General features: G+C 58.8%; 26 protein-coding genes, 1 tRNA gene and 5 pseudogenes. 19 read left to right on the top strand and 13 right to left on the bottom strand.

Features of this window, described 5'->3' with window-relative positions:
- The first annotated feature begins 30 nt into the window (after positions 1 to 30).
- The 4 genes and pseudogenes from DA792_RS13495 to DA792_RS13510 all read left to right on the top strand — a co-directional run bounded on the left by DA792_RS13495 (position 31) and on the right by DA792_RS13510 (position 4,499).
- Positions 31 to 510 (top strand): rod shape-determining protein MreD, encoded by a 480-nt coding sequence (locus tag DA792_RS13495; RefSeq protein ID WP_254679249.1) that lies wholly within the window; start codon positions 31 to 33, stop codon positions 508 to 510.
- A pseudogene (gene mrdA, locus DA792_RS13500) lies at positions 507 to 2,425 on the top strand (penicillin-binding protein 2). The gene DA792_RS13495 and the pseudogene mrdA overlap by 4 nt, the downstream one beginning before the upstream one ends.
- Positions 2,422 to 3,570, top strand: a complete 1,149-nt coding sequence (gene rodA, locus DA792_RS13505) for a rod shape-determining protein RodA (protein ID WP_107720390.1) — start codon at positions 2,422 to 2,424, stop codon at positions 3,568 to 3,570. The pseudogene mrdA and the gene rodA overlap by 4 nt, the downstream one beginning before the upstream one ends.
- The gene (locus tag DA792_RS13510) at positions 3,567 to 4,499 is read left to right on the top strand and encodes a 2-hydroxyacid dehydrogenase (protein ID WP_107720391.1); all 933 of its coding nucleotides are present in this window, start codon (positions 3,567 to 3,569) and stop codon (positions 4,497 to 4,499) included. The genes rodA and DA792_RS13510 overlap by 4 nt, the downstream gene beginning before the upstream one ends.
- Before the next feature lie 39 nt (positions 4,500 to 4,538).
- Here the strand turns inward: DA792_RS13510 and DA792_RS13515 are convergent, their stop codons facing one another.
- Positions 4,539 to 5,327, bottom strand: a complete 789-nt coding sequence (locus DA792_RS13515) for a hypothetical protein (RefSeq protein ID WP_107720392.1) — start codon at positions 5,325 to 5,327, stop codon at positions 4,539 to 4,541.
- Positions 5,324 to 5,923: a uracil-DNA glycosylase family protein gene (locus DA792_RS13520; protein ID WP_107720393.1), complete on the bottom strand. Its 600-nt coding sequence runs from the start codon at positions 5,921 to 5,923 to the stop codon at positions 5,324 to 5,326. Before DA792_RS13520 ends, DA792_RS13515 begins: the two co-directional genes overlap by 4 nt.
- 98 nt (positions 5,924 to 6,021) lie before the next feature.
- Between DA792_RS13520 and DA792_RS13525 the strand changes: the two genes are divergently transcribed.
- From DA792_RS13525 to DA792_RS13555, 7 genes are all read left to right on the top strand, one after another.
- Positions 6,022 to 6,405 (top strand): ArsR/SmtB family transcription factor, encoded by a 384-nt coding sequence (locus DA792_RS13525; RefSeq protein WP_107720394.1) that lies wholly within the window; start codon positions 6,022 to 6,024, stop codon positions 6,403 to 6,405.
- Positions 6,398 to 7,435 carry a permease gene (locus tag DA792_RS13530; RefSeq protein WP_107720395.1) on the top strand — a complete coding sequence of 346 codons (1,038 nt, stop codon included), beginning with the start codon at positions 6,398 to 6,400 and terminating at the stop codon, positions 7,433 to 7,435. Before DA792_RS13525 ends, DA792_RS13530 begins: the two co-directional genes overlap by 8 nt.
- Before the next feature lie 128 nt (positions 7,436 to 7,563).
- Positions 7,564 to 8,844, top strand: coding sequence for a Na+/H+ antiporter NhaA (locus DA792_RS13535; RefSeq protein ID WP_107720396.1), 1,281 nt, complete (start codon positions 7,564 to 7,566; stop codon positions 8,842 to 8,844).
- A 210-nt stretch (positions 8,845 to 9,054) separates the two neighbouring features.
- Positions 9,055 to 9,708, top strand: coding sequence for an ABC transporter ATP-binding protein (locus DA792_RS13540; RefSeq protein ID WP_009573890.1), 654 nt, complete (start codon positions 9,055 to 9,057; stop codon positions 9,706 to 9,708).
- Complete coding sequence (locus tag DA792_RS13545) at positions 9,692 to 11,506, top strand: capsule biosynthesis protein (RefSeq protein WP_107720397.1); 1,815 nt, start codon at positions 9,692 to 9,694, stop codon at positions 11,504 to 11,506. The genes DA792_RS13540 and DA792_RS13545 overlap by 17 nt, the downstream gene beginning before the upstream one ends.
- Before the next feature lie 148 nt (positions 11,507 to 11,654).
- The gene (locus tag DA792_RS13550; RefSeq protein WP_254679250.1) at positions 11,655 to 12,158 is read left to right on the top strand and encodes an EF-hand domain-containing protein; all 504 of its coding nucleotides are present in this window, start codon (positions 11,655 to 11,657) and stop codon (positions 12,156 to 12,158) included.
- Positions 12,159 to 12,347: 189 nt separating this feature from the next.
- A tRNA-Gln gene (locus tag DA792_RS13555) sits at positions 12,348 to 12,422 on the top strand.
- Positions 12,423 to 12,694: 272 nt separating this feature from the next.
- On the opposite strand, the gene rsgA is transcribed toward DA792_RS13555, so the two are convergent.
- The 5 genes from rsgA to DA792_RS13580 all read right to left on the bottom strand — a co-directional run bounded on the left by rsgA (position 12,695) and on the right by DA792_RS13580 (position 15,806).
- Positions 12,695 to 13,000, bottom strand: coding sequence for a GTPase RsgA (gene rsgA / locus DA792_RS23280; RefSeq protein WP_368074474.1), 306 nt, complete (start codon positions 12,998 to 13,000; stop codon positions 12,695 to 12,697).
- A 14-nt stretch (positions 13,001 to 13,014) separates the two neighbouring features.
- Positions 13,015 to 13,233: a hypothetical protein gene (locus DA792_RS23285; protein ID WP_368074475.1), complete on the bottom strand. Its 219-nt coding sequence runs from the start codon at positions 13,231 to 13,233 to the stop codon at positions 13,015 to 13,017.
- 144 nt (positions 13,234 to 13,377) lie between these two features.
- Positions 13,378 to 13,905, bottom strand: coding sequence for a GNAT family N-acetyltransferase (locus DA792_RS13570; protein WP_199908192.1), 528 nt, complete (start codon positions 13,903 to 13,905; stop codon positions 13,378 to 13,380).
- On the bottom strand, positions 13,839 to 14,576 hold the full coding sequence (locus DA792_RS13575; RefSeq protein WP_107720399.1) for a class I SAM-dependent methyltransferase: 738 nt from the start codon (positions 14,574 to 14,576) through the stop codon (positions 13,839 to 13,841). The genes DA792_RS13570 and DA792_RS13575 overlap by 67 nt, the downstream gene beginning before the upstream one ends.
- Positions 14,577 to 14,942: 366 nt before the next feature.
- The gene (locus DA792_RS13580) at positions 14,943 to 15,806 is read right to left on the bottom strand and encodes an NmrA family NAD(P)-binding protein (RefSeq protein WP_107720400.1); all 864 of its coding nucleotides are present in this window, start codon (positions 15,804 to 15,806) and stop codon (positions 14,943 to 14,945) included.
- Positions 15,807 to 15,922: 116 nt separating this feature from the next.
- Here DA792_RS13580 and DA792_RS13585 point away from each other — a divergent pair, with 116 nt between their 5' ends.
- Entirely contained in the window at positions 15,923 to 16,831 is a 909-nt protein-coding gene (locus tag DA792_RS13585) for a LysR family transcriptional regulator (RefSeq protein WP_107720401.1), read from the top strand.
- 67 nt (positions 16,832 to 16,898) lie between these two features.
- Here the strand turns inward: DA792_RS13585 and DA792_RS13590 are convergent, their stop codons facing one another.
- Positions 16,899 to 17,321 (bottom strand): LysR substrate-binding domain-containing protein, encoded by a 423-nt coding sequence (locus DA792_RS13590; protein ID WP_159075270.1) that lies wholly within the window; start codon positions 17,319 to 17,321, stop codon positions 16,899 to 16,901.
- A 133-nt stretch (positions 17,322 to 17,454) separates the two neighbouring features.
- Here DA792_RS13590 and DA792_RS23290 point away from each other — a divergent pair.
- Positions 17,455 to 17,840: pseudogene (locus tag DA792_RS23290) on the top strand (IS5 family transposase).
- A pseudogene (locus DA792_RS22835) lies at positions 17,774 to 18,202 on the top strand (IS5 family transposase); the annotation flags it as partial. The pseudogenes DA792_RS23290 and DA792_RS22835, both read left to right, overlap by 67 nt.
- Before the next feature lie 38 nt (positions 18,203 to 18,240).
- Here the strand turns inward: DA792_RS22835 and DA792_RS23295 are convergent.
- The 4 genes and pseudogenes from DA792_RS23295 to DA792_RS13625 all read right to left on the bottom strand — a co-directional run.
- Positions 18,241 to 18,645, bottom strand: a pseudogene (locus DA792_RS23295) (TniQ family protein); the annotation flags it as partial.
- Positions 18,646 to 18,927: 282 nt separating this feature from the next.
- A complete protein-coding gene (locus DA792_RS13615; RefSeq protein ID WP_107720406.1) occupies positions 18,928 to 19,533 on the bottom strand; it encodes an NAD(P)/FAD-dependent oxidoreductase in 606 nt (201 codons plus the stop codon).
- A 28-nt stretch (positions 19,534 to 19,561) separates the two neighbouring features.
- Complete coding sequence (locus tag DA792_RS13620; RefSeq protein ID WP_107720407.1) at positions 19,562 to 20,485, bottom strand: dihydrodipicolinate synthase family protein; 924 nt, start codon at positions 20,483 to 20,485, stop codon at positions 19,562 to 19,564.
- 112 nt (positions 20,486 to 20,597) lie between these two features.
- Positions 20,598 to 21,455, bottom strand: a complete 858-nt coding sequence (locus DA792_RS13625) for a LysR family transcriptional regulator (RefSeq protein ID WP_107720408.1) — start codon at positions 21,453 to 21,455, stop codon at positions 20,598 to 20,600.
- Between the two features lie 42 nt (positions 21,456 to 21,497).
- Between DA792_RS13625 and DA792_RS13630 the strand changes: the two genes are divergently transcribed.
- From DA792_RS13630 to DA792_RS13640, 3 genes are read left to right on the top strand one after another with little or no spacing between them, the layout of a single operon-like run.
- Entirely contained in the window at positions 21,498 to 22,019 is a 522-nt protein-coding gene (locus tag DA792_RS13630; protein WP_159075271.1) for a TRAP transporter small permease, read from the top strand.
- Between the two features lie 22 nt (positions 22,020 to 22,041).
- A complete protein-coding gene (gene dctP, locus DA792_RS13635) occupies positions 22,042 to 22,779 on the top strand; it encodes a TRAP transporter substrate-binding protein DctP (RefSeq protein WP_107720410.1) in 738 nt (245 codons plus the stop codon).
- Positions 22,780 to 22,833: 54 nt separating this feature from the next.
- Complete coding sequence (locus DA792_RS13640; RefSeq protein ID WP_107720411.1) at positions 22,834 to 23,085, top strand: hypothetical protein; 252 nt, start codon at positions 22,834 to 22,836, stop codon at positions 23,083 to 23,085.
- Positions 23,086 to 23,135: 50 nt separating this feature from the next.
- Here the strand turns inward: DA792_RS13640 and DA792_RS23300 are convergent.
- Positions 23,136 to 23,857, bottom strand: a pseudogene (locus DA792_RS23300) (IS5 family transposase); the annotation flags it as partial.
- A gap of 126 nt (positions 23,858 to 23,983) precedes the next feature.
- Here DA792_RS23300 and DA792_RS13655 point away from each other — a divergent pair.
- Both DA792_RS13655 and DA792_RS13660 read left to right on the top strand, forming a co-directional pair.
- Complete coding sequence (locus tag DA792_RS13655) at positions 23,984 to 24,379, top strand: RidA family protein (protein WP_107720412.1); 396 nt, start codon at positions 23,984 to 23,986, stop codon at positions 24,377 to 24,379.
- Between the two features lie 4 nt (positions 24,380 to 24,383).
- Positions 24,384 to 24,848 (top strand): VOC family protein, encoded by a 465-nt coding sequence (locus DA792_RS13660; protein WP_107720413.1) that lies wholly within the window; start codon positions 24,384 to 24,386, stop codon positions 24,846 to 24,848.
- Positions 24,849 to 25,006 lie beyond the last annotated feature (158 nt).

The raw sequence follows: 25,006 nt of genomic DNA on the forward strand, positions 1-25,006 counted from the left end.
AGTTACAGAGCCGTATTTCTGGCCCTCTGCATGATGACGTTTTTCTTTTATCTTCTGCCTCTTAAAGTCGGCTACGGCCATTGGCCGGGGCCGGATCTTTTGCTGGCGCTGTCCTTCGCTTGGGTGCTCAGACGCCCGGAATATGTGCCGGTCTTTTTGTTTGCCGCGCTCCTGCTGGTGGCGGATTTCCTGTTTATGCGCCCGCCCGGACTATGGACCGCGCTGGCGGTGATTGGCCTCGAATTCCTGCGCCGCCGCGAACCGACATCGCGCGATATGCCCTTTGTTGTCGAATGGGCGATGGTGGCGGGGGTGATGTTGGCCATGGCGCTTTTGTACCGCTTTGTCTTGGCGATTTTCATGGTTGATCAAGCGCCTCTCATGCTGACAATTTTAGGTCAGATTTCAACATTGATCGCCTATCCGATTGTGGTTTTGATATCCGTTACATTGATGAATGTGACCAAGATCACCCCGTCTGAGGCCGATGAAATGAGGTATGTGCGATGAGACGGTCCCCTGCGGATACCGCGCAATCTGCCCGCAAAATCTCGCGTCGGGCGTTGTTTTTGGGCGGCAGCCAATTGGCGTTTATGGGCATCCTTGGCCTGAGAATGCGCTACATGCAGGTCGATCAAGCCGATGAATTCCGGCTTTTGGCCGAGGAAAACCGCGTCAAATTCCGACTTTTGCCCCCGGCGCGCGGGTTGATCTATGACCGCAACGGCGCGGTGATTGCCGAAAACGAACAGACCTTTCGCATTGTGATCCGCAAAGAAGACGCCAGCGAATTGGATCAGGTTTTGGTCGAATTGGAGCGCTTGATCGGCCTGCCGATTGAGGAACAGGACCGCGTGCGGGCCGAGTTGAAAAAAGCCGGCCCTCCGCCCCCGTGACCATCGCCGACCGTTTGAGTTGGGAGGCGTTTTCGTCCGTCTCCGCCAACGGTCCGGCTTTGCCGGGTGTGACGCCAGAGGTGGGCCTATCGCGCCATTATCCGTTGCTCGAAGATTTCGCCCATGTCGTCGGCTATGTCGGCCCGGTGTCCGATTACGACCTGTCGAAAATGGACAATATCGACCCGCTCTACCGAATTCCGAAATTCCAGATCGGCAAATCGGGCGCGGAAAGCCGACTTGAGGATGTGTTGCGTGGTAAGGCCGGGTCGCTGCGCGTGGAACAAAACGCCTATGGCCGGATCATCCGCGAATTGGACCGCCACGAAGGCGAACCGGGGGTCAATCTTCAACTCACCCTTGACCACAACATGCAGAATTTCGTGCAGGCCCGACTGGCGGGCGAAAGCGCCTCTGCGGTAATCATGGATGTGGAAACGGGCGACATTTTGGCCGCCGGATCGACCCCGGCCTTTGATCCAAACCTGTTCGTGCGGGGGATTTCTTCGGCCGCTTATAATGCGCTGTTGGAAAACGATCACCGCCCATTACCGTCCAAATCGGTACAGGGTGCCTACCCGCCCGGATCGACCTTTAAAATGGTCACGGCCATGGCCGCCCTTGAGGCCGGCGTTGTCACCCCCGAAGACACGGTCCGCTGTTTGGGCCACACCGAAGTTGGCGGACGTCGGTTTCACTGTTGGAAACGCGCGGGGCATGGCAATGTCAATTTGGTCGGCTCCCTGCGCCATTCCTGTGACGTCTATTATTACGAGATGGCCCAACGCGCAGGCATTGAAAACATCGCTGAGATGGGTCGCAAACTTGGGTTGGGCTTGCGGTATGATCTGCCGCTTCCGGGGATCAATTCCGGTTTGATGCCTGACAAGAAATGGAAACTTGAAAACCGCGGCGCCGAATGGGTGGTGGGTGATAGTTTGAACGCCTCCATTGGCCAAGGGTTTGTTCTGGCCACCCCCATGCAGCTTGCGGTGATGACTTCGCGCTTGGCGACAAACCGCGAGATTTTGCCCCGGATGATCAAATCCATCGACGGGGTCGAGCAACACATCCTCGGCGGCGCGCCTTTGGGGCTCAATGAGAATATGTTGCGTTCGGTGCGTCAGGGTATGTTTGAAGTGCTCAATTCAAATCGCGGCACCGCGTTTTCGGCGCGCATCGAGGATGACACCACGAAAATGGCGGGAAAAACCGGTACGTCACAGGTGCGCTCCGCCGTGGTGAACAACCATAACGTGCCTTGGGTGGAACGCGACCATGCGCTGTTCGTGGCCTTCGCTCCCTATAATGCACCGCGTTATGCGGTCTCTGTTGTGGTCGAACATGGCGGCGGCGGCTCCTCTGTCGCGGCCCCGATTGCGCGTGATTTGATGCTCTACGCCCTACACGGCGCGGTGCCGCCTTTGGCCGCCTACCCAAGCTCGCAACGCAACACCATTCGCGAGCGGTTCAAAGCCATGCCCCTGCGTGATCAGGACGGCGACGAAACCACAAGGGGCCGCGCATGAGCTATCTTGAGAGCACCCTCAAAACCGTCCCGACCGGCCTATCCAAAGTGCTGTACGTCAACTGGGCGCTGGTGCTGTTGCTCTCCGCCGTCGCCTCGGTTGGGTTTTTGATGCTCTATTCCAATGCGGGCGGGTCGTTCCAACCCTGGGCCGAACCGCAAATGAAACGCTTTGGCCTTGGCATGGTGGCGATGTTGATGATCGGCATGGTGCCCATTTGGTTTTGGCGCAATATTGCCGGACTGGCCTATATCGCTTCCTTTATGCTGTTGATTTTCGTTGAGTTTTTCGGCCATGTCGGCATGGGCGCACAGCGTTGGATTGACCTCGGCCCGATCAAACTTCAGCCCTCTGAGTTGATGAAAATCTCATTGGTGATGTTACTGGCGGCCTATTACGACTGGCTCGACATCGACAAGGTCTCCAAACCTTTGTGGGTTTTGATCCCGGTCATTTTGATCCTCCTGCCCACGGCTTTGGTGCTCAAACAGCCCGATCTTGGCACCTCGATCCTGTTGATCGCGGGCGGGGCCATCGTGATGTTCGCCGCCGGGGTCAGTTGGTGGTATTTCGCGGCGGTCGCGGGCATGGCAATTGGTCTTGTCAGCGCCGTTTTCGCCTCGCGCGGCACCTCTTGGCAGCTTTTGAAAGACTATCAATTCGCCCGCATAGACACGTTTCTTGATCCCTCCATGGACCCTCTGGGCGCAGGCTATCACATCACCCAATCGAAAATTGCGTTGGGATCAGGAGGGTGGACCGGGCGCGGGTTTATGCAGGGCACGCAAAGCCGATTGAATTTCCTGCCCGAAAAACACACTGACTTTATCTTTACCACCCTGGCCGAAGAGTTCGGCTTTATCGGCGGCATCTCCCTTTTGGCGCTCTATGCGGGCGTGATCCTGTTTTGCCTCGTTTCCGCGATGAACAACAAAGACCGTTTTGGCTCGCTTGTCACCATCGGTATCGCCGCAACGTTTTTCCTGTTTTTTGCGGTCAATATGTCGATGGTGATGGGGCTTGCGCCCGTGGTCGGTGTGCCCTTGCCGCTCGTGTCCTATGGTGGCTCCGCGATGTTGGTGCTTTTGGCCGCGTTTGGCATCGTCCAATCGGCGCATATCCATCGCCCAAGGGGGAAAAATTGACCCTCACCCTGCTGTTTTCCGCCCCGGACCGGGCATGGCCCAGCTACGAAACGGCTCTGCCGCAAGCGCTCAAAGCGGCGGGGATTGAGGCCCATGTGACACGCGAGGCCGCCCCAGAAGCGGTCGATTATATCATCTACGCGCCGAACGACATGCTCACGGATTTCACTCCCTACACCCGCACCAAAGCGGTTCTAAGCCTCTGGGCAGGCGTCGAAAAAATCGCTCCCAATCCCACGCTCACCCAGCCGCTCTGCCGGATGGTCGATCCGGGTTTGGCCGAGGGGATGCGCGATTATGTGGTCGGCCATGTGATGCGCTATCACCTTGGGATGGATCGTCATATTCATGGCCTCAATGGCGCGTGGGATCACATCACCCCGCCTTTGGCGCGGGACCGCTCTGTCGCGGTGCTGGGTTTGGGCGAACTGGGTCAGACATGCGCGCGGACGCTGGCCGCGCTGGGCTTTCTGGTCACCGGCTGGTCGCGGCGGCCAAAAGAGATTGCGGGCCTGACCTGTGTCAGCGGGTCTGAGGGCCTCGAAACGGTCTTGCGCAGGGGCGAAATCGTGGTGCTGTTGTTGCCCAACACGCCCGAGACCGAGAACACGCTCAACGCCGAAACACTCGCACTTTTGCCCAAAGGCGCGCGGATCGTGAATCCGGGACGCGGCAGCCTGATCGACGATGATGCCCTGCTTGCCGCTTTGGAGACAGGCCAGATCGGTCACGCCACTTTGGACGTGTTCCGCACCGAACCCCTGCCGCAAGACCACCCCTATTGGGCGCATCCCAACGTCACCGTCACGCCACACATTGCCGCCGAAACCCGCGCGCAAACCGCCGCTGAGGTGATTGCTGAAAACATCCGTCGCGGTGAGGCGGGCGAAATCTTGTTGCATCTGGTGGATCGCGCGGCGGGGTACTGAGCCACACCCACGCGGATTACCGAGGCCTAAAGCCGTACATCAGCGCAGTTTCGGTGGGGCACTCGGGTCCATGCCGGGCGCAGACGGGCCAGTTTGCAACGGTTCGGGCTCTGGCAAATCGAACCGAAGTCCAAACCGCGCAAAGGCGGCACAGAGCGGATCGGACGATTTGAAAAACGCCACATCCAGCGCCCCGGCCTCGACGCCCGAAAAAATCAACGCCTCGGAGACAAGCCGCGCCAAGACCTCTTCGGAACCCGGGATTTGATCGACAAAGGCCAAGAGATGCGAGCGCACGCCGTCCTCGTATTTCACGCCTGACAGGTAGACCAGCCGCGCCAATCCGCCGGCAATCGCCAGTTTGGCGTCCAGCGCCGTGACCAAAATCTCGGGCAGGCCGTGCGGTGGAAAAATCTCTTGGGCCTTGCCGTGGGTCTCAGCCGGGGCATTGCCCAGCGTGGCGTGCAACCAATCGACCGCCGCCCCCGGCAGAAGCATTTCGGAAGGGGCCACCGAGAGGTTCAGCCCCAAGCCAAAGCCAGAGCCCGCCAGCATTTCGGCCAACACCCGCCCGGACATCGCCGCATAGGGGGCGCCACCGGCGAATTCGGCCAAACGCTGTTCGCGGTCAAAGGCCAGAACGAATTGATCTTCTTCGACCGGAAACACTTTGGGCGTGATCGGGCCTTCACCGTCATGTTCTTCGTCCAAAAGCAAAAACCATTCGCCATCTGCGACCCGTTCAAAAAACCGCAACCGGGCGTTGTCATCCTCCGGGGCGGCTTGCATCGCGGCATGGGCGAGATCAATAGGCGTATGTTCGGTCATGGCAGGTCCTCAAGGCTGGCCCGTAGGCGGACGCGCAGTTCGGGCAAAAGTTCGGCCTCAAACCACGGGTTTTTCTTTAGCCAACCCGTATTGCGCCAAGACGGATGAGGCAAGGGAAAGACGCGCGGCGCATGATCGCGCCAGTTGCGCCAATTGCGCACCGTCTCTGTCAGCGATGTTTTGACACCAAGGTGATAGCGGATTGCATGCACCCCCACGGGCAGGATCAAATCCACCTCGCCCAGCGCATTCATCACCTGATCATGCCATGTGTCGCGGCACAGTTTGGGCGGCGCAATATCCGCACCTTTGGCGTCATAGCCCGGAAAACAAAACCCCATCGGCACGATGGCGATACGGTCGCGGTCATAAAACGTTTCCTCATCCAGCCCAAGCCATGCGCGCAACCGGTCCCCCGAGGCATCGGTAAAGGGCCGCCCGCTGTCATGGACCCGCGCGCCGGGGGCCTGTCCCGCGATCAAAATACGCGCAGTGGGGCGAAACCACACCACAGGGCGCGGCCTGTGGGCTGTTGCCGTGGCGGCAAACCGATCGGCACAGAGGCGACAGGCGCGTATCTCTTGGGTCAGGCTCATAGATCTGTTTTAGCGCGGTGATTTGGATTTGGCCACTTGACTCATTTTTATATTTTTAGAATTATAGAAATGAATCGCATCATTCAAAGGAAACCGCCATGAGTGCCCCCCATGTCGACGACATCTCAATCGCGCAAGCCGCCAGCACCTTTGCAGCGCTTGGCTCGGAACAAAGGCTCACCGTGTTGCGATCTTTGGTACGAGCGGGGCCAAAGGGATTGACCATCGGGGCACTGGGCGAACGCACCGGGATCACCGGGGCCACACTCACGCACCACATGAAAATCCTCGCGGCCACAAAGCTTGTGAAACAAGAACGGCATGGACGGTCCATTGTGTGCATCGCCGCCGATTACGAGGAATTGGAGGGGCTTTTGTCGGCCCTTCTGTCCGAATGCTGCGCCGATTGCGACGCCGAGACCTGTACCCCAGAGGCGCATTGCCACGAGGGACCAAGCCACGAAGGACCGCGCCATGACTGATCTCACTCAAACCCCACCGAAACTCCCGATGCTCTGGAAACGAACCGACAAAGCGCTTTTGCTTGCCGCAGTGGTGCTTTTGGCCGTAGCCCTGTTCGACACGCCCGCCCTTTGGGACACGGTCGTCTTTACCGCAAAGGCGCTTTGGACGGCGGCACCATTTTTGCTGTTTGCCATTCTCGCCACCGCCTATGTCAAAGCCTCCGGGGCCGAGACATTGCTGTCCAAGGCCTTCGAAGGCCGCGAGCTGCGCATGATCGCGGTGGCCGCAATTGTTGGCGGCGTGTCGCCGTTTTGCTCCTGTCAGGTCATTCCCTTTATCGCTGGGGCCTTGGCGGTTGGGGTGCCACTCTCTGCGGTTATGGCCTTTTGGTTGGCCTCGCCTTTGATGGACCCGGCAATGTTCATCGTGACGGCCAATGGCTTGGGTCTGGACTTTGCCATCGCCAAAACCCTCGCGGCTGTCATTATCGGCCTCATGGGCGGCTTAGGGGTCAAACTCTTGGGGGGCAGCGCGCTTTTTGCCGATCCACTCAAGCCGCGTGCGGCGCCCTCTTGTGGAGCGACGGCGGCGCTCAAGGGCAAACCCAATTGGAAAGTCTGGACCGAGTCCAAACGCATCGAGAGTTTCCGCCGTAATTTTCGAGAAAACCTGTTGTTTCTCGGCAAATGGATGTTGGTTGCCTATGTGCTTGAGGCCGTGATGATCCGCTATGTGCCTGCCGATATGATCGCCTCTGTGATGGGCGGTACAGGTCTGCGCCCGATCCTGATCGGAGCCGCCATCGGTGCCCCCGCCTATCTCAATGGCTACGCCGCAGTGCCGCTGATGTCCGGGCTTTTATCCCAAGGCATGTCTGGTGGCGCGGCCATGGCCTTTATGGTGGCAGGGGGCATTTCCTGTATTCCGGCGGCGGTGGCGGTCTGGGCATTGGTCAAACCTCGCGTCTTTGCCACCTATATCGGCTTTGCCCTGATCGGGGCAGTGCTGGCCGGAATAATCTGGACCGTATTCACGCATATTTTCTGATCAACTCTTAGAAATCACCATGAAAACGACGCCAAGTTGGGCGGCAACAGGGGTTTGCACGCTTGCCCTGAACCTTTGCTTGGATTATTCCCCAAACACACTTGGGGCATAGGGATCGGAGGGCACATATGTATAAAGTCTGGAATTTTGTTACGAATTATTCGCTTTTGCTCATCATCGGCGCGGTTCTTGCGCTGGTCTGGGCAAATGTGGATGCACAGTCCTATCACGCCTTCGTCGAGTACCCTCTGGCGGAAAATTTCTTTATCGGCCATCCGCACATGGATGACGCCGGACATATACACCGCACTCTCACCCTGCACTATCTGTTCAACGACGTGCTCATGGCCTTCTTCTTTGCCATTGCCGCAAAAGAGGTCTGGGAGGCTGTGATCCTCAAAAACGGCTCGCTGCGCGGTAAAAAGGCGGCCACACCCCTGATTGCCACCTTGGGGGGGATGTTGGGGCCGATTGTGGTCTATCTTGGTCTGGCGATGGTCTTGGGGTCGGACACCTATGATGCGGTCAAAAACGGCTGGGCCGTGCCCACCGCCACGGACATCGCGTTTTCCTATCTTGTGGGCCGGATCGTCTTTGGTGCGGGCCACCCTGCCGTGCGTTTCCTGTTGCTGTTGGCCATCGCCGATGATGCGGCGGGCCTTGTGATTTTGGCAATCTTCTATCCGACCGGTGAATTGGCTGTTCAGTGGTTGTTGCTCTCTGTCGCCGCGGCTGTGCTGGTGTTTGTTCTGGCCAACTGGTTGCCGCGCAAATTGGATGCGGGCAAAGAAGTCCGCCCGACCTCGACTTGGGTGCGCCAATCCCTGTCCTATTGGCCCTATCTGATTGCCGCCTGTATCTCTTGGTACGGCTTCATGCGCGCCGGTATTCACCCGGCTTTGGGCCTGTTGCCGATTGTGCCGACCATCCCCCATGCCGACCGCGCCTTTGGCCTGTTTGCCGATGCCGAACAGCACCTGTCCGATCTGTTGAACGACATCGAACACAAACTGAAAACCCCGGTTGAAATCATCCTGTTTTTCTTCGGTCTGCTCAATGCGGGTGTGGAATTCAACGCCATTGGCGATCCGACATGGCTGGTCTTGGGCGGGCTGTTGATCGGCAAACCTGTGGGCATTTTGATCATGGGGGCGCTGGCCGCACATGTGTTGCGTCTGGGCCTTCCGGCTGGGATGCGCACGATTGATCTTTTGGTGATCGGCTGTGTCGCCGCCATTGGTTTTACCGTGTCGCTCTTTATCGCCTCGGTCGCCTTTGACGCCGATACAATGCTCGGCTCGACCCCGGTTCAGGCCGCCGCCAAAATGGGAGCACTGTTCTCCTTCGCTGCTGCGATCATCTCGATTGTCGTCGGTAAACTGTGCCGCGTTCAGAAACAATCGACGTAAAACACGCCGAAATCGCGAAATCGTTTCTAAAACAGGGCCAAACCACAGGGGCTATACCGTGGTTTGGCCTCATTTTTGCCACATTAGAGCAGTCTGAGATGGATTTATCGCGGGCGTCTCGGCATAATTTCAACAAAATGGCCAATTAAGACGCTCCATTAACAAAAACCCGTTAAGGGTGGTGTGCAGGCAGTATCAGGGCGCGTATCGATGCTCGAGTTCGACAATGTGAGTAAGTCCTTTTGGACTGGAACGCAGCGCAAGGTGATCCTTGATCGCGCGTCCTTTCGCGTGGAACTTGGCAACAGCCTTGGCATTCTTGCGCCGAACGGCACCGGCAAGACCACGATCATCAACATGATGAGCGGTTTGGAAAAGCCCGACGAAGGCGAAATACGGCGCGGCTGTCGCGTGTCCTTCCCACTTGGGTTCATGGGCGGGTTGATCGGCAAACATACAGCACGCGAAAACGTGCGTTTTATTGCCGAGCTTTATGATCTCGATCCCGATTATGTCGAGGCCTTCTGCCGTTGGCTCTGTGAGCTCAAAGAATATTTTGATATGCCGGTGGCAACCTATTCGGCGGGGATGAGATCCCGCCTGTCTTTTGCGCTTTTGCTGGCGCTTGATTTTGACATCTACCTGATCGACGAAGGCATGCCTTCGACGGCGGATGTGAATTTCAACCGCAAAGCAGGGAGCATTTTGCGCGAGCGGCTTGAACATGCCACCATCATCGTGGTGTCGCATCAGGCCGCAACGCTTGAGAAATTCTGTCGTTCGGCGGCTGTTTTGAGAAACGGCAAGCTCTACATGTTCGACACATTGGAAGAGGCCAAGGCACTCTATGACTACGAAGGTTAAAGCTCAAAAATTCCGGGTGCGCCGCGCGCCGCGTGCCGCAACGGCCACCACGCAAGGGGTGGACCCGACCGCCGATTCCGCAGGCCAGGTGCCTTCAAAAGAGGCGGCGATCAAAGCCTTTAACGACGACAAACTGTTCGACAATGACGCCAGTGCCGATGGCTTTGGGGATGCGCCTTTTGCCGGGTCCGCCGCCGCACAAAAGGCCAAAACAGATGATGCCGCCTCCCCGCGCCCCGAAACCGGGCGCACCGCTCGGGTCAAAGGAGGCGTCGCCCGCGCTCTCGGTCAAAGCGACGACAGCGGCGGCACCCCCAATCTCACGGGCGATGTCACCCCCGCTGATGAGGCCTCAATTGACGCCGAAATTGACACCATTCGCCGCGAAGGCCTGACCGGGCGCCAATTGCGGATGGCGCGGCGCGTGGCACAAAAACACGGCATTGCGGCCACTTCTGATTTTGACGCGGTGCGTCAGTTGCGCAAGCAGGGGATTGATCCGTTTCAACGCGCCGCGATGTTGGATCTGGTCACGACCGAGGGCAAACCACCCTCACGGGAGTTGACCACCACCGAGGGTCCAAAACTTCCGAAAACCGTCGACAACGCCCCGAAACTGCCGTCCAAAGACATATTGGAACGGCTGACCCGCGAAGATGAAATTTCCACCATTCAACGCGACATCGCCCGGCGGCGTCGGCGTAAAATGGTGCTTTTGATCGCGCGCTTGGCCGTGTTTGTTGGCATTCCAACGATCCTGGCCGGGATTTATTTCTATACAATCGCAACGCCCATGTATGCCACGCAATCGGCGTTTTTGATCCAACAGGCGGAATCAGCGGGCGGCGGCGGCGGTCTTGGCGGTCTAATGGGCGCGTCCGGCCTTGGTGGCGCTCAGGATTCAATCGCGGTTCAGGAGTTTCTTGAAAGCCGCGATGCGATGTTGCGATTGGATGCAGACGCCGGGTTTAAGGCGCATTTTTCCTCTGACGCCATCGACCCGATCCAACGTCTGCCGCAAAATCCGACCAATGAACAGGCCTACAAAGTTTATCAGGATCGCGTCAGCATCGGCTATGATCCGACCGAAGGGCTTTTGAAAATGGAGGTGATCGCGGCCACGCCTGAAACCTCGCAATTGTTCAGCGACAAATTGGTCGAATACGCTGAGGAAAGCGTCGATCATTTGACCCAGCGGATGCGCGAAGACCAAATGAAAGGCGCGCGCGAAAGTCTTGATGATGCTGAAAACAAAATGAAGGCGGCGCAGGAGAAAGTTGTCCTGCTGCAAGAACAACTTGGCATTATCTCGCCCGATGCCGAAACGGCAGCGATCATGGGTCAGGTCTCTGGCTTTGAAACCCAGCTTCAGGAAAAGAAGCTGCAACTGCAACAGCTTTTGGACAACCCGCGTCCGAACCAAGCCCGCGTCGATGGCACCCGTGGCGACATTGGCCGCCTTGAAACACTGATTGCCGAGCTGCGATCGCAATTGACGCAGGCCACCGGCGGATCGGGATCTTTGGCACGCGTATCGGCGGAATTGCGGATGGCGGAGGTCGATCTTGCCACCCGTCAGGCAATGGCCCAACAGGCCATTCAATCGCTTGAAATGGCCCGGATCGAAGCCAATCGTCAGGTGCGCTACCTGTCCTTGTCCTCGCGCCCGATTGCCCCGGACGAACCGACATATCCGCGTAAATTTGAAAGCACGCTTTTGTCCATGCTGTTGTTTTCGGGCATTTATCTGATGGCGTCCTTGACCGCGGCTGTGTTGCGCGAACAAGTCTCCGCCTAAACCCCAATCCGATGATGGGCCCGCACTCCTAAACGGCGTGCGGGCCCTTTTAGGCGATCTTTTCCACTGCGACAGTTTGGCACGACGGAGATGTATCGGCGCGGCGTATCAAAAGCATTCAGCACGCGGAATGTGAAAGGATCACACCATGAAACGCCTCCCTCTCTCGCTCGCCTTTCTGGCCGCCCTCCCCCTTGCCGCCCTACCCGGCCTCACATGGGCGCAGGGGTTTGGCGCAGAGTTCATGACCAACTGGGATTTGGATGAAGATGGTCAAGTGACACTGGCCGAGGTGCAAGAGCGCCGTGGCGATTTGTTTTACATGTTTGATGCCAACGAGGACGACATATTGAACGACGACGAATATGCCATGTTTGACGAAACCCGCGCCGCAGACCGCGACATGCATCTTGAGGCCTACGGGGGTGTTGCGGGGCAAGGCGGTCAACCAGACAAAGGCATGGGCCAAGGTGCCTTGGGCGCAGCGGCTGGTATTGATGCCGTCCAAAACGCCATGACCCGGCGCTATAATGATATAGATAGCGACGGTGTGGTCACGCGCGATGAATTCATCGGCAATGGTGCGCGCTGGTTTGCCCGTATGGACCGCTCAGGAGACGGCGTGGTGACGCTTGCGGACTTTGGCCAATAGAGGGGCGAAACAAACCACCCACCCCCTCTAGGGCCCCGCATATCCTCTGTGCGCACCGCCACGTTCCGGGGAGAGGTCTCATCACAAACCGCATTCATGGCCTGTAGAAAATTCTTTCATTCCAAGCGAAAGAATTTCACGAAAAGGGCTTGCACACTTCTCAGCAAGCGACTAATTAGCCCCCCACGTTGGGATGTAGCCAAGTGGTAAGGCAACTGTTTTTGGTACAGTGTACCGTAGGTTCGAATCCTACCATCCCAGCCAATTTATCCATGACCATAAGACTATAGCAGCCGAACGAAGGGCTCGGGTCGACTGCCTCCAGTTTCTGCCCCAGTTGTGGCGGGTGGTGCTGAAGTGATCCCGGAGAGGCCATGGAAACAGCCCCCCAGAGTAGGTCATGGTCCACCCATTCGCAGCAAACTCTCGCTCATCCATGAAGTTCTCACCCCGCGTCCCGATTTCAAGATGTGCAGGATTGATGCAGCGACGGTTATTGCAGCGGTGACGCACCACGTCATCGTAGCTCGCCGCAATCATAGATGATCCAGAAGGCCGAGGTGATCCGATATCGCCTGCGCCGCTTTGACGTAGGGCGCGGGATCCTCCTCGAGATCTGCCTTTGTCAAAATGATCACCGGGTCGATGTCCGCTTCAAAGGCGAGCGCGACGTAGCGCTCCAGCCGGGCGATGTTGAAATCAATGTTACAGGAGGTGACCACAATACCTGTGTCGATGTTGGCCGCGATCAACTGCACCTCGCGACCGGTGCCCGGTGCGCGGCGCTTGATCAGGCTTTTGCGTTCCAGCACCTGGCTCGACCGGGGGCGTGCGCGATCCATCAGTAGCCAGTCACTCACTGTGGCCTCCAGTCCCGGTGGAATCGTTTCCTCGATGCCGCCACCTGCAGGCCGCTGCGATGCACAGCGACCACACGGACTGGAGGCGTCGCGGTCAGCGCGTCGGCGTCGATCTGTCGGGCGAAGATCGGACTCCAGCCCAACCCCTCCAAGACGGTGGGCGTGCGCAGCGTCGGCTTCGCGCCAAGCAAGAAGGCCGAGTAGTCGCGGACCATGTATCTACCACAACGCCGGGTCGTTGAAGGCAGCGACACAGAGGACCGGACCGCTCACGAGCGTCAACGGCTCGGTTGTCAGTGATTGGGCAATCCAGCCTTCAGGTTGCTGGAGCGTGTGGGGTGCCGGAAGGTCGGCCTCGGCTACAGGTGCGAACCCGACGCCGCCGTAGAAGGCCGGACGCCATAGGTGACGGCGATGTCCACGCCCTCCTGCCGGAGCACGTCGAGGCCGTGCGCGATCAGCCGCTGCCCGATGCCCTTTCCCTGGTGCGCCGTCGCCACCGCCACGGGCGCCACCATGAAGACTGTGCGCTTGTCGCCCGCATAGGTGAGGCGGGTAAAGAAGATGCCGCCGATGAGCATGCCGTTATCCCAGGCAGTGAGGACGCACAGATCCTCGGCGGGTGTGTCTGACATCAGGCGGCGCGCAAGCTCGCCGATCAGCGCGCCTTCTTCTGCGCCCTCCGACGCGGTGAAGGTCGCCGTGAAGAGGTCCGCGATCCTCTCGACGTGGGTCTCATAATCCTTTGAAAATCCATTGTCTTGTCTCCGTTGGGAGGGATAGCCCCGCCGTTTTGTAAAAAGTCGAACCGCCCCGCCTGTCAGGACTTTTGCAACACAAACATCTCGAAGCTCACGAGGCCGTCGCAGGCGTGATAGGCGGCCAATTCGGCGCGCAGATCCTCAAGCACCCGGCTGCCCGAGAGACGCGCCAGCATAGCTGTGATCTGTGCCTCAAGAGGTTGATAGTAAGTGTCCATTGCCTTCCGCCCCATGTCGAAATGGCCGAGCACGCGGTAGCTGGCGCGCTTGGCTTGGGCGAGCCGCTGTGGGACATGCGTCATGGCAGGGTATTCCGACGCCCAGTAGGCGCGCAATTCGTCCGATGGCGTCTCCGTACGCCACATCATCTCGGAAAACACCAGCACGCCGCCGGGGCGCAGAAAGTGCCGCCAGTCCTGCATCGTCCGCTCAACACCGATGATGTAGGCGCTGCCCTCGGCCCAGATGACGTCCCAAGGTTGATCCAGCCGAGAGAGCTGCGCCATATCCAGATTGCGCGCCGTGACCCGGTCGCCCAGATCCCGCGCCGCGACCCGGTCCCGCAGCCGATCCAGCGCGCCGTCGTCCGTGTCGGTCGCCTTGATCCGAGCGCTCGTGGCTTCGGCCAATGTCATCGTCGCCATGCCGGGACCGCACCCGATCTCGAGGATCGTCTCTGGCGCGAAAGGCACCATGGCAAGCGCGCGGCGCGTGGCCTCAGGTGTCGCCGGTCCCCACCAATCGAGCTCTGAGAACACCTCCATGAAACCCGCCATGTAGTCGTCGTGTGCGTTCATGTCCTTCGATAGGTGTGTAATCGAAAGTGCCTGCCATATCCGAATGGCGACCTCCGGAAACACAACGCATCGGCGGAGCAGTTATTTACTTGGTGGCGGATAAAGCAAGCGAACAACTCATGACCTCAAACGATACGATTTCAGAGGCCGCCGAGCGCATCGGGTATCAGTCTGAGAGTGCTTCAATGCCGCCTTTAAACGTGTCGTGGCAAGCCCACCAAGACAGTTTGTCAACCAGTTTAAATGACCGTCTCCGGCAACCGTATCAGAGCGTTGCCCTGATACGGTTGCCGGGTTGAGATGATAATGCGATCACTGTGGCTGGGCCCCGGGTGATTGCCTTTCCAAGACATCCGCCGTTCATCATTATCCCAGATGTCGTTTCACAACATTCTGCATCGGGCGTGGTTTTTGACCCAGCAGGCGCTCAAGTGTCGGATCTACCATTGCGAATTCCCCTGCCTGCGCGGCGCGGTAGTAACCCAAAATAACGCTTTTGACCGCTTCCGGTAGGTTGGCTCGCTCCAAGTTTTCAATCATATCTTCTTCGCTGACGATCTGGCGCTTGATTGTCCTTCCTGTCGCCCCGCTTGCCATCTGCGCGAGGTCAGCAAGGTCAAGCCCCTCGCTGCCGGTGAGGGGTGGCGTCACGCCTTCGAATGTCTCTTTTCCAGCCAGCAAAAGCGCATCGGCTTGTGCCAAGTCTTCATGGGTCGTCCAAGCCACCTTGCCATCCGCCGGACCTACCAAATTGCCATTCGCAAATCCCTGCGCATTCATATGCATGGCGCTCTCCGCATAGAACCCGTGCCGCATGGACGTCCACGCCAGACCTGAACCAGCCAACATTGTTTCCGTTGCAGCATGATGGCGCCCAGGCGGGAAAAGCGACTGCTCATTGGCCGACACCTGGCTGGTGTAGAATAGCCGTTCGACACCCAGTTCCTTGGCCACAGAAATCGCCGTTTCGTGATGTAGCAGCGGGTCACCCCCACTGGCGGCTGCATTTGAGGACACCAGCAGTACTCGGCTCGCTCCTTCCCATGCGTGGCGCAGGCTGTCAGTGTCTTCATAGTCCCCACGCCTAACGCGCACACCACCAGCAGCGAGATCGGCCAGTTTTTCCGGGTCACGTACGCTGACTCCGATTTGGTCGGCTGTCACGAGGCGCTGCAGAGCCTCAACCACAAGTCCGCCTAGTTTTCCCGAGGCTCCTGTAATGATGAGCATTGTTCAATCTCCATTGTCTGAAACGCGCCAGTTGGCGCAATACGTGTTGATGATCGACAAGATGGCTGTTCTGAAATTATAGGATAAGGTATGAAAATTAGATTGGACTGTTCTCAATGAAGAACAATATTTCTGCTGACGATCTCGCCGTTCTTCTGGCGGTTGTCCGTGAAGGCGGCTTTCGCGCAGCTTCCCAGCGGCTCGGCATAGCAGCCTCAAAAGTTAGCACCACGATCTCGCGGATAGAAACGCAACTTGGCACCCCCGTGCTGCGCCGCACAACGCGCAGCCAGCACCTAACGGAAGCGGGGCAACTTTTGGTGGATCGTGTGGGTCCATTGTTATCCGCAGTGAATGCTGCCTGCCATGACGTTGCAACGTTTGGAGGGCAGATACAGGGGCAGTTGACCCTCAACGTGCCGGGGGCGGTCATGCCGGATATATTGCCGCCGCTGCTCGCAGCATATCGGACGCAGCATCCAGATGTGGAGGTTGAGATCACGGTAGACAGCGGTCTCGTCGACATTGTTGCGGCAGGCTGTGATGCGGGCATTCGCTACGGCAGTGTGCTCGAGCAGGATATGATCTCGATACCGATCGGGCCGCGCAGGCAACAAATGGCGATGGCCGCGTCGCCAGCTTATCTTGATGCGTACGGGGTGCCGCAAGTTCCCAAAGACCTCACCGCCCACGTCGCGATCCGATACCGGCTGGACGCGGGCCCTTTGCTTCCATGGACGCTGCAATGCAAAGGACAGTCCGTGAAAGTGGAACCCCAAAACGCGCTTATCCTTAGCGTAGGCGCACTCAACACTGGCCTCCGATATGCGCAGGAGGGAGTGGGAATCATCTATACCTTCCGCAACTGGCTGGACGATGATTTCGAAAGTGGAAAGCTGTTGCCCGTGCTGCCGGGTTGGTGGCCCTACATTGAGGGGCCACACCTCTACTATCCGAGCCGCTTTGCTCCAAAACCCCTGCGGGCCTTTATCGAGCTATGTCAGGCTACACCCGCTGAAGCGTAAGATTCCCTCGCCAGCACGTTATCCGCTTATAGAAACTGCCGAGTTTCGATATGCGGATCTCCCGTGGTCATTGATGCGAAAACGCTTTTACGGCCCAGTCAATGAACACGCGCACGCGCGGCGACAGGTATCGGTCGCGTGGGTAAAAGATCGATACAGGGGACGGGGCCGGTGGTGTGTCGCTGAGGAGTTCGATCAAGCGCCCTGCGGCAAGATCTTCGGCAGCAGAATAGCGTGGCTTTTGGATAATGCCAAGGCCGAGACGGGCGCAATGTGCCAATGTGTCTGCGCCGCTTACAGTGATTGGCGTCGGGAGTGAGACAGTGCGCAGGATACCATTCTGAACAAATTCGAGCGGCAAGATAGACCCTGTCGCGGTAGAGCGGAACCAGATCATCTGGTGGCCTTTGAGCGCGTCAATGTTTTGCGGTGTGCCGAACCGTTCAAGGCAGGTCGGGGCCGCACAGGTCACCTCTTCAAGGTCCGTCAATTGTAAGCGGTGTCTGGCCCCCACGTTCCTGACGTTGGCATGATTTGAGACTCTAGGCATTAGGGTGTGAACCCAATTCCTTGTCTTGCTGAAATGGGCTCTTCATGATTCATCTGCGGAAAACAGGTGCATGATGGCGAGATTTGATCTGAGCGACGAAGAATGGGCTGCAATCCGGCCTCATTTACCCAAACAAGGGCGCGGTCCGCAGCGCAAGGATGACAGAACAGTCTTGAATGGCATTTTCTATGTTCTGCGCACGGGGCGCCGTGGCGCGATCTGCCGGACCGGTATGGCCCGCGCACGACTGTTTACAACCGCTATGTCCGCTGGGGTGAGCGCGGGATTTGGCAAGGGATATTTGATGTGCTGGCGACGGAATGTGAGGACGCGCTGATCTTCATTGATAGTTCAATCGTCAAGGCACACCGGGCGGCAGCAGGCTCAAAAGGGGGGAGTTGGCGCAAGGTATTGGACGCTCACGCGGCGGTCGCGGCAGCAAGGTTCACGTCGCCGTAGACCATCGCGGCCTGCCTCTACGGTTCGCGATTACAGGCGCACAAAGGCATGATAGCAAGGTATTTGGTTCATTTGTCGGCTGGCAAAAACAGCCGACAGCTATCGTCGCAGACAAAGCCTATGGCTCAAAAGCCATCCGCCAAACCATCGCTGACGAAGGCGCATTGGCAGTGATCCCATCCAAGTCAAACGCCCGCATCCACATCCCACATGACCCCGACATCTACGCCCAGCGAAACCTTGTAGAGCGGTTCTTCTGCCGCATGAAAGACATGCGAAGGCTAACAACGAGATACGAAAAGTTGAAACGCAACTTCCTGTCGATGGTCCATATCTTTGCAATCAGATGTTGGCTGAATTGAGTCCACACCCTAATGGACCGCCTCTTCAGAACCAGATTGTGCCGATGACAAACTTGGGTTGCCTTGATTTGCCATACGATGCGCCCGACTGGCATTCCGTCGGAGGGGCCACCTGAAGCCAAATCCTCAAGAAGGCATCTCGGGCAAAACCGACGGGCACCCGTATCAACGAATTCGGCCTGAACAAGTTGGCCACCAATACTGCGCCTCCGCTGCCCGTTGTGCAGAAAGGTCATACGCTCCAGCCGCCAGAGTTGCGCCCCTGTCAGGCGGGACACTCGCTCAATGGTCTTGAGCCCCGGCGCAAGGATTTCGTGCCGGGGCAGCTCGATCATGTCGAGAAACTTGGTCAAGGGCACATTGCCGTGAAACCGCGCCACACGGTTCAGGTACGAGGTCATGCTTTCCCCGGGGAGAGCTTCGAGCTTGGGCAACAAAGGCATGATCAGGCCGCCTTCTTCCGGTTGACCTTCTTGTGGACTGTGGGGCTCTGACTGACTTCCTCGCCTTCATCCTCCAGTTCGATGGCCATCCAGTCAGCCGCGGCGAAGACGTTGGCCTCGATCGCGCATCCCTCACGAACGCCTCAGGCGTCCTCGAAATGATGCACCTCCAGAGTCGAGGCGCCGTCGTAGAGCGCGCACTCAATGGCTTCGATGATACAGACGACACTGCGCCCGAACCGATACCGGCTGCCATGGATAAGCCGGTTGATGGTATCGTCATCAATCGCAACATCCAGCCCGGCCTTCGCGGCGTACGCTCCGACCATCGGTCTGCCAGCGCCCGTCCCTGCGGCGCATCGCGGTCACGGCGGTGCCGCTGCGGATCTCCACCCCCTGCGCCAGCGCGCTACGCGCCAGGGCCGAGGTGATCAGCCGCGGATTGCCATGCCCTTCGACCGGACAGAAGGAGGCGGCGAGAACCGTATCTGCCAGGTAAGGCGCTATCGCCCGCACTTCCACCTGGTCCAGCATCCGCGTCGGCAGGCCCCATTTTTCCTCGTGCGCGCGTTTGCGTTCGAGCTTGGCAACCTGTTGTTCGGGCGTTTCGGCCAGCATCAGTCCGCCATGCATCACCACGTCAAGGTCGTCTTCGCCCAGATCGTCGGTAATTCCGCCCCAGCGGCCAATGGCGTCGAGGGAGAGCGGCAGCATCGAAGCCGCCAGGGCGGTCATCGCTTCGCCATGTTCGACGAGGCGGTGTTCCATCTGGAAATGCAGGCTGCTGGCGTTCTGGCCGGAAGCACCGCGCTTCAGGTCGCCCTTTTCGATCAGGCAGACCCGGGCGCCACCACGCGCAAGGAAATGGGCGAGGCGACCCCGACCAATCCCCCGCCTAGGATGACAACATCAAGGTTCACACCAGTTTCCTGCCCAGACGGGTCAGCGTATCACGCACGATGTCGGTCTGTTCCTCGTTCAGCGGCAGCAGCGGAGCGCGGACATGGCCGCCCGGCAGCCCCTGCAGGTTCAGGGCGGTCTTGAAGATCGCCTGCGCGGCGCCGAATTTGCCGCCGTAGTCCGCCGCGAACCATTCGCGCATCAGGATCATGTCCTTGTCTCCGAGTTCGCGGGCCTTTTCCATGTTCCCGTCCCAGATCGCGTTGAAGAAATCCGGCTGGTCCGACCCCAGCACGGCCCCCGCGCCCATCAGCCCGTCGCCGCCTTCGTTCTTCACCATCGAGGTGCCGATCAGGTCCATGCCGAAGCCGAAGATACGTAAACGGTCGCGCATTGCGAAGAAGGTTTTCAGGAAATTGCGCAGCGACGGGGTGGAGTTTTTCAGCGCCACCACCTTTTCCAGCTCGGCCAGCCGTTCAATCAGCGGCAGCGACAGGTCGACATTGGTGCCGCGCGTCCAGTTGTAGATGCAGATCGGCAGCGGGCTGTTGTCGCTGATTTCCTTGTAGAAGGCGAAGGTTTCGTCCTCGGTCGGCACGACATAGGGCGGCGGGCAGACCAGGATGCCGTCGAACCCTGCTTCGGCCGCGACCTCGGCATAGCTCAGAGATTCCCGCGCGGTATAGGCGTTGCAGCCGCACAGCAGGGTCATCTTGCCGCTGAGTTGCGCGCCGGTCAGGCGGATCTGCGCCTCGCGCTCGGCCCGGGTCATGGAAAACCATTCGCCGGTGGTCCCGGCCACGACAAGCCCGTGCAGGCGTTGGCCATGCAGCCATTCCAGCAATTCGGCCTGGGCTTCCAGATCATAGGCACCGGAGGCATCAAACGGTGTGGTAGTCGCGGGAATATACCCTTTCCAGTCGACGTCGTGGCGATCCATACTGTCCTCTAACGTTATTGGCTCCGGGGATCGGGGCGGTCCGGCCAGTATCGGGACAGAGCTAACTGCGCTCAATGAAGCCCATTCAAGAATTTCGTTGCGTTCAGCGCAATCAATCTTCCATCTGGGCCACGGCGCCAAGCCGTTTGCGCAGGCTGTTCATCAGAAGCTGCGTCGACTTGGAAAAGCTGCGCCCCGCGCGGGTGATCAGATGGACATAAAGCGATTGCAGCACGGTTTCGGACAGGGGCACCGCCACCATCGACCCCGTGCCGATATCGTTGCGCACCGAAAATTGCGGCAGGATGGTCAGCGCCCGGCCCGAGCGCACCCATTCGATCAACAGCGCGATGGAATTGGTTTCCAGCGCGCTGTTCATATGCGCCCCGCTTTCGATTGCGGCCAGATCGATCAACTGGCGCATCCGGAACCGGTCATCGAGCAGCGCCAAGGCCTCACCGTTGAGCTGCGCCAGCGTCAGCTGTTCATGCCGCGCCAAAGGGTGATCGGCGGTCATGATCACGCAAAGCGGCACCCGCGCGCTGAACCGCGACGCGATGCGCGGTTCGTTGGTCGGGTGGAACGCCATGCCGAAATGCAGATCGTCGTCGCCGATCATCCGCAGCATCTCGACCGTATCGGTGATCCGCACCGACATGGCGATGCCCGGGAAGGCCTCGCCCAGATCATCGAAGCTGCGAAACAGCGCCTCGCCCAGGAAACCCTCGCCAATGCCGATCCGCACATGGCCCGTGACGTTGCCCGCCAGATCGTTGAGGTCGTCGTGCAACCGTTCGCGGATCGATTCGATCTCGCGGTAATATTTAATGACACGCTCTCCGGCCTCGGTCAGGCGGATGTCGCGGCGGCCGTGTTCAATCAATTCCGCGCCCAATTCGCTTTCCAGCGCCGAAATCTGCCGGCTGACCGAGGACGGTGCCACGTCAAGTTCATCGGCCGCTGCCCGCATTGAGCCGCAACGTCATGAGATGTAAAGGAAACGGGTGCGGTTGTGGTTGATCTGCATCGGCTGACTTTCAGAAGAGACCCTGTGTTCGGGCGAAACGATTTTGGCCCAGCGTTGCGCAAAACGCAACGCATTTGCGTTTTCGTTATCATTGATGCCGACATGCCCGCGCTGAATAGTCCTTCAAACGCCAAAACACCGGTATCCAAAACTACGGGGAAACGCCACATGATACGTTCAGTCGCCATACGTTCAGCCGCCGCAAATCTGCGCACAGCTCTCTGGCTGCTGACCTCAGCTTTCATCCTTCTGATCATGTTCGTGTCCTTCGGCGACGTGACCATGCGGACTTTCGCCAAGCCGATCCCCGGCGCCTATGAGGTGACCGAGATCGCAGTGGGCGCCATGGTCTTCGCCGCGCTGCCGATCGTAACGCTGAAGAACGAACATGTGTCGGTGACGCTGCTATCGGCGCTGACCGCCCGGATCGCCTGGCTGCGCTGGTCGCCGGGCTGGTGCTCTGGCTTCCCGGGCTCATGTGATCCCGTTCCATCCAACAACCAATAAGACCAACCAACAGGAGAACCCTATGTCCCTTTCTTTGCGCATGAAAAGCCTTGTGGCGGGCGCGGCGCTGATTGCGTCCTGCGGCCAGGCATTCGCCGAAAACATCACCCTGCGCTTTTCCAACTGGGTGCCGCCGACCCACACGCTGACCGTCGACATGTTCCAGCCCTGGGCCAAGGATGTCGAATCCGCCACAGAAGGCCGTGTCAAGATTCAGTTCCTGCCCGCCCTCGGGGCGCCGACCGCACATTTCGACCTGGTTCGCAACGGTGTCGCCGACATCGCCTTCGCGGTGCATTCCTATTCCCCGGAGCGGTTCACTCTGACCGAATTCGCGGAACTTCCCTTCACCGCCGAAAACGCGGTAGTGAACTCGGTCGCCTACTGGCGCACCTATGAAAAGTTCATGGCCCAAGCAAACGAACACAAGGGCACGCATTTGCTGGGCCTGTGGGTGCCCGGGTCCTATCAACTGTTTACCAAGGCCGGGCCGGAAACCCTGAAAGACCTGGACGGGATGCGCATCCGCATTCCCGGCACACTGGTAGAAAAGATTTCCACCAAGCTCGGCATGGTGTCGATTTCCTCGCCGATCACCGAGGCCTATGACCAGATTTCGCGCGGCATCATCGACGGCATGTTCCAGGATTACAGCACGGTGATCGACTTCAACATGATCGACCACATGCCCAACTTCTTCTCCGCGCCGGGCGGGTTCTCGGCCTCGAGCCAATTCCTCGTCATCTCCGACCGCGCCTAGAACAAAATCAGCGACGCAGACAAGGCCGCCATCGACGCGCTGAGCGGCGAAGCCATGGTCAAGCGCTTTGCCCAGGTCTGGGCCGACCGCAACACCGCGAGCCTTGAGAAACTGCACGAGGCCGGGCTGACCCAGCACATGATCGAGGGCGAAAGTCTGGCGCAGCTACATGCGAAGCTGGAACCGCTGGCGCAGGAATGGGTCGCAAAGGCCGGTACCAAGGGCGTCGATGGCCAGGCTGCGCTGGACTTCTACCGCGCGGAACTGGACGCGGTGGCCGAAGAATTTGGCCTGTCGCGCAACTGACCCAGACAGAAAGGCGGCCCCGGTGGCCGCCTCTTTTCTAGGGTGTGGACTCAATTCAGCCAACATCTGATTGCAAAGATATGGACCATCGACAGGAAGTTGCGTTTCAACTTTTCGTATCTCGTTGTTAGCCTTCGCATGTCTTTCATGCGGCAGAAGAACCGCTCTACAAGGTTTCGCTGGGCGTAGATGTCGGGGTCATGTGGGATGTGGATGCGGGCGTTTGACTTGGATGGGATCACTGCCAATGCGCCTTCGTCAGCGATGGTTTGGCGGATGGCTTTTGAGCCATAGGCTTTGTCTGCGACGATAGCTGTCGGCTGTTTTTGCCAGCCGACAAATGAACCAAATACCTTGCTATCATGCCTTTGTGCGCCTGTAATCGCGAACCGTAGAGGCAGGCCGCGATGGTCTACGGCGACGTGAACCTTGCTGCCGCGACCGCCGCGTGAGCGTCCAATACCTTGCGCCAACTCCCCCCTTTTGAGCCTGCTGCCGCCCGGTGTGCCTTGACGATTGAACTATCAATGAAGATCAGCGCGTCCTCACATTCCGTCGCCAGCACATCAAATATCCCTTGCCAAATCCCGCGCTCACCCCAGCGGACATAGCGGTTGTAAACAGTCGTGCGCGGGCCATACCGGTCCGGCAGATCGCGCCACGGCGCCCCCGTGCGCAGAACATAGAAAATGCCATTCAAGACTGTTCTGTCATCCTTGCGCTGCGGACCGCGCCCTTGTTTGGGTAAATGAGGCCGGATTGCAGCCCATTCTTCGTCGCTCAGATCAAATCTCGCCATCATGCACCTGTTTTCCGCAGATGAATCATGAAGAGCCCATTTCAGCAAGACAAGGAATTGGGTTCACACCCTAGCCCCCTCTCACAGAAAGCAGACCAAATGACCACGAACGCAATCAATCCCTGGAACTGGCAATACGATTTCGGCTTTTCCCACGGTGTCGAAGTGACCGCCCCGAAACGCATCATCGAAGTGTCCGGCCAATGCGCCACCGGCCCCGATGGTGTGCCGCAGGCACCCGGCGACATGGGCGCCCAGATCACCCAGGCGATCGACAATATCGAAGCGGTGCTGAAAAAGGCCGGTATGGACCTGTCGAACATCGTGCGCATCCGCGTCTTTGCCACCGACGTGAACGCTGCGCTGGTCAATTGGGGTGAAGTGCTCGGCCGTATCAACGCCGCCGATTGCCGCCCTTCCTCCACCCTGGTAGGCACCACCGGGTTGTTCCACCCCGACCTGATGGTCGAAATCGAAGCCACCGCGGCGGAGTGACGGCATGATCAACGGTATCCATCACCCCTCTCTGGTGACCGGCGACATGGACCGGGCGCTTGGCTTCTACCGCGACCTGCTGGGCCTTGAAACGGTGTCGGAAATGGGCTGGGAAGCAGGGTCGGAAATGTCCGACTTCGCCTCGGGCATCACCGGCATCAAGGGATCGACCGCGCGCGCCATGACGCTGAAGGCGGGCAATGCTTTTCTGGAAATCTTCGAATATTCCAAGCCGGAACCGAAACGCGACGACACCCCCACCCTGGCCGACAAGGGCATCGCCCATATCTGTTTCGACGTCGCCGATGTGCAAGGCGCCTATGACACGCTGTCGGCCGCCGGTGTTCCATTCGTCGGCACCCCGCTCGACGCGGGCCCGACCCGCGTGGTGTTCTGCCAGGATCCCGACGGAAATTTCGTCGAACTGCAGCAGGTCACTAATCCGGCTTCAGGTCTGAAGCTGGGCTGACGCTCCCTGCCCCGAAGCGATTGCAGCCCGCGCGGTAATCTTCACCGCGCGGGCTGTTTCTTTTTGACATCCGGCGTTTATGCCGGACCGAAGGATCAATCGAACTAGGCGTCGTCGAGCTCCGACAGCGGGATCGCACCCAACAACGACTTGGTGAT

The sequence above is a fragment of the Celeribacter baekdonensis genome, assembly GCF_003047105.1.
Classification (GTDB): Bacteria; Pseudomonadota; Alphaproteobacteria; order Rhodobacterales; family Rhodobacteraceae; genus Celeribacter; species Celeribacter baekdonensis_B.

Excerpts from the sequence above, each read along its gene's own strand:
- DA792_RS13495 (WP_254679249.1), top strand. The coding sequence starts at position 31 with ATGATGACGTTTTTCTTTTATCTTCTGCCTCTTAAAGTCGGCTACGGC.
- rodA (WP_107720390.1), top strand. The coding sequence starts at position 2,422 with ATGAGCTATCTTGAGAGCACCCTCAAAACCGTCCCGACCGGCCTATCC.
- DA792_RS13515 (WP_107720392.1), bottom strand. The coding sequence starts at position 5,327 with ATGACCGAACATACGCCTATTGATCTCGCCCATGCCGCGATGCAAGCC.
- DA792_RS13520 (WP_107720393.1), bottom strand. The coding sequence starts at position 5,923 with ATGAGCCTGACCCAAGAGATACGCGCCTGTCGCCTCTGTGCCGATCGG.
- DA792_RS13525 (WP_107720394.1), top strand. The coding sequence starts at position 6,022 with ATGAGTGCCCCCCATGTCGACGACATCTCAATCGCGCAAGCCGCCAGC.
- DA792_RS13530 (WP_107720395.1), top strand. The coding sequence starts at position 6,398 with ATGACTGATCTCACTCAAACCCCACCGAAACTCCCGATGCTCTGGAAA.
- DA792_RS13535 (WP_107720396.1), top strand. The coding sequence starts at position 7,564 with ATGTATAAAGTCTGGAATTTTGTTACGAATTATTCGCTTTTGCTCATC.
- DA792_RS13540 (WP_009573890.1), top strand. The coding sequence starts at position 9,055 with ATGCTCGAGTTCGACAATGTGAGTAAGTCCTTTTGGACTGGAACGCAG.
- DA792_RS13545 (WP_107720397.1), top strand. The coding sequence starts at position 9,692 with ATGACTACGAAGGTTAAAGCTCAAAAATTCCGGGTGCGCCGCGCGCCG.
- DA792_RS13550 (WP_254679250.1), top strand. The coding sequence starts at position 11,655 with ATGAAACGCCTCCCTCTCTCGCTCGCCTTTCTGGCCGCCCTCCCCCTT.
- rsgA (WP_368074474.1), bottom strand. The coding sequence starts at position 13,000 with ATGGATCGCGCACGCCCCCGGTCGAGCCAGGTGCTGGAACGCAAAAGC.
- DA792_RS23285 (WP_368074475.1), bottom strand. The coding sequence starts at position 13,233 with ATGGTCCGCGACTACTCGGCCTTCTTGCTTGGCGCGAAGCCGACGCTG.
- DA792_RS13575 (WP_107720399.1), bottom strand. The coding sequence starts at position 14,576 with ATGAACGCACACGACGACTACATGGCGGGTTTCATGGAGGTGTTCTCA.
- DA792_RS13580 (WP_107720400.1), bottom strand. The coding sequence starts at position 15,806 with ATGCTCATCATTACAGGAGCCTCGGGAAAACTAGGCGGACTTGTGGTT.
- DA792_RS13585 (WP_107720401.1), top strand. The coding sequence starts at position 15,923 with ATGAAGAACAATATTTCTGCTGACGATCTCGCCGTTCTTCTGGCGGTT.
- DA792_RS13620 (WP_107720407.1), bottom strand. The coding sequence starts at position 20,485 with ATGGATCGCCACGACGTCGACTGGAAAGGGTATATTCCCGCGACTACC.
- DA792_RS13625 (WP_107720408.1), bottom strand. The coding sequence starts at position 21,455 with ATGCGGGCAGCGGCCGATGAACTTGACGTGGCACCGTCCTCGGTCAGC.
- dctP (WP_107720410.1), top strand. The coding sequence starts at position 22,042 with ATGTCCCTTTCTTTGCGCATGAAAAGCCTTGTGGCGGGCGCGGCGCTG.
- DA792_RS13640 (WP_107720411.1), top strand. The coding sequence starts at position 22,834 with ATGGTCAAGCGCTTTGCCCAGGTCTGGGCCGACCGCAACACCGCGAGC.
- DA792_RS13655 (WP_107720412.1), top strand. The coding sequence starts at position 23,984 with ATGACCACGAACGCAATCAATCCCTGGAACTGGCAATACGATTTCGGC.
- DA792_RS13660 (WP_107720413.1), top strand. The coding sequence starts at position 24,384 with ATGATCAACGGTATCCATCACCCCTCTCTGGTGACCGGCGACATGGAC.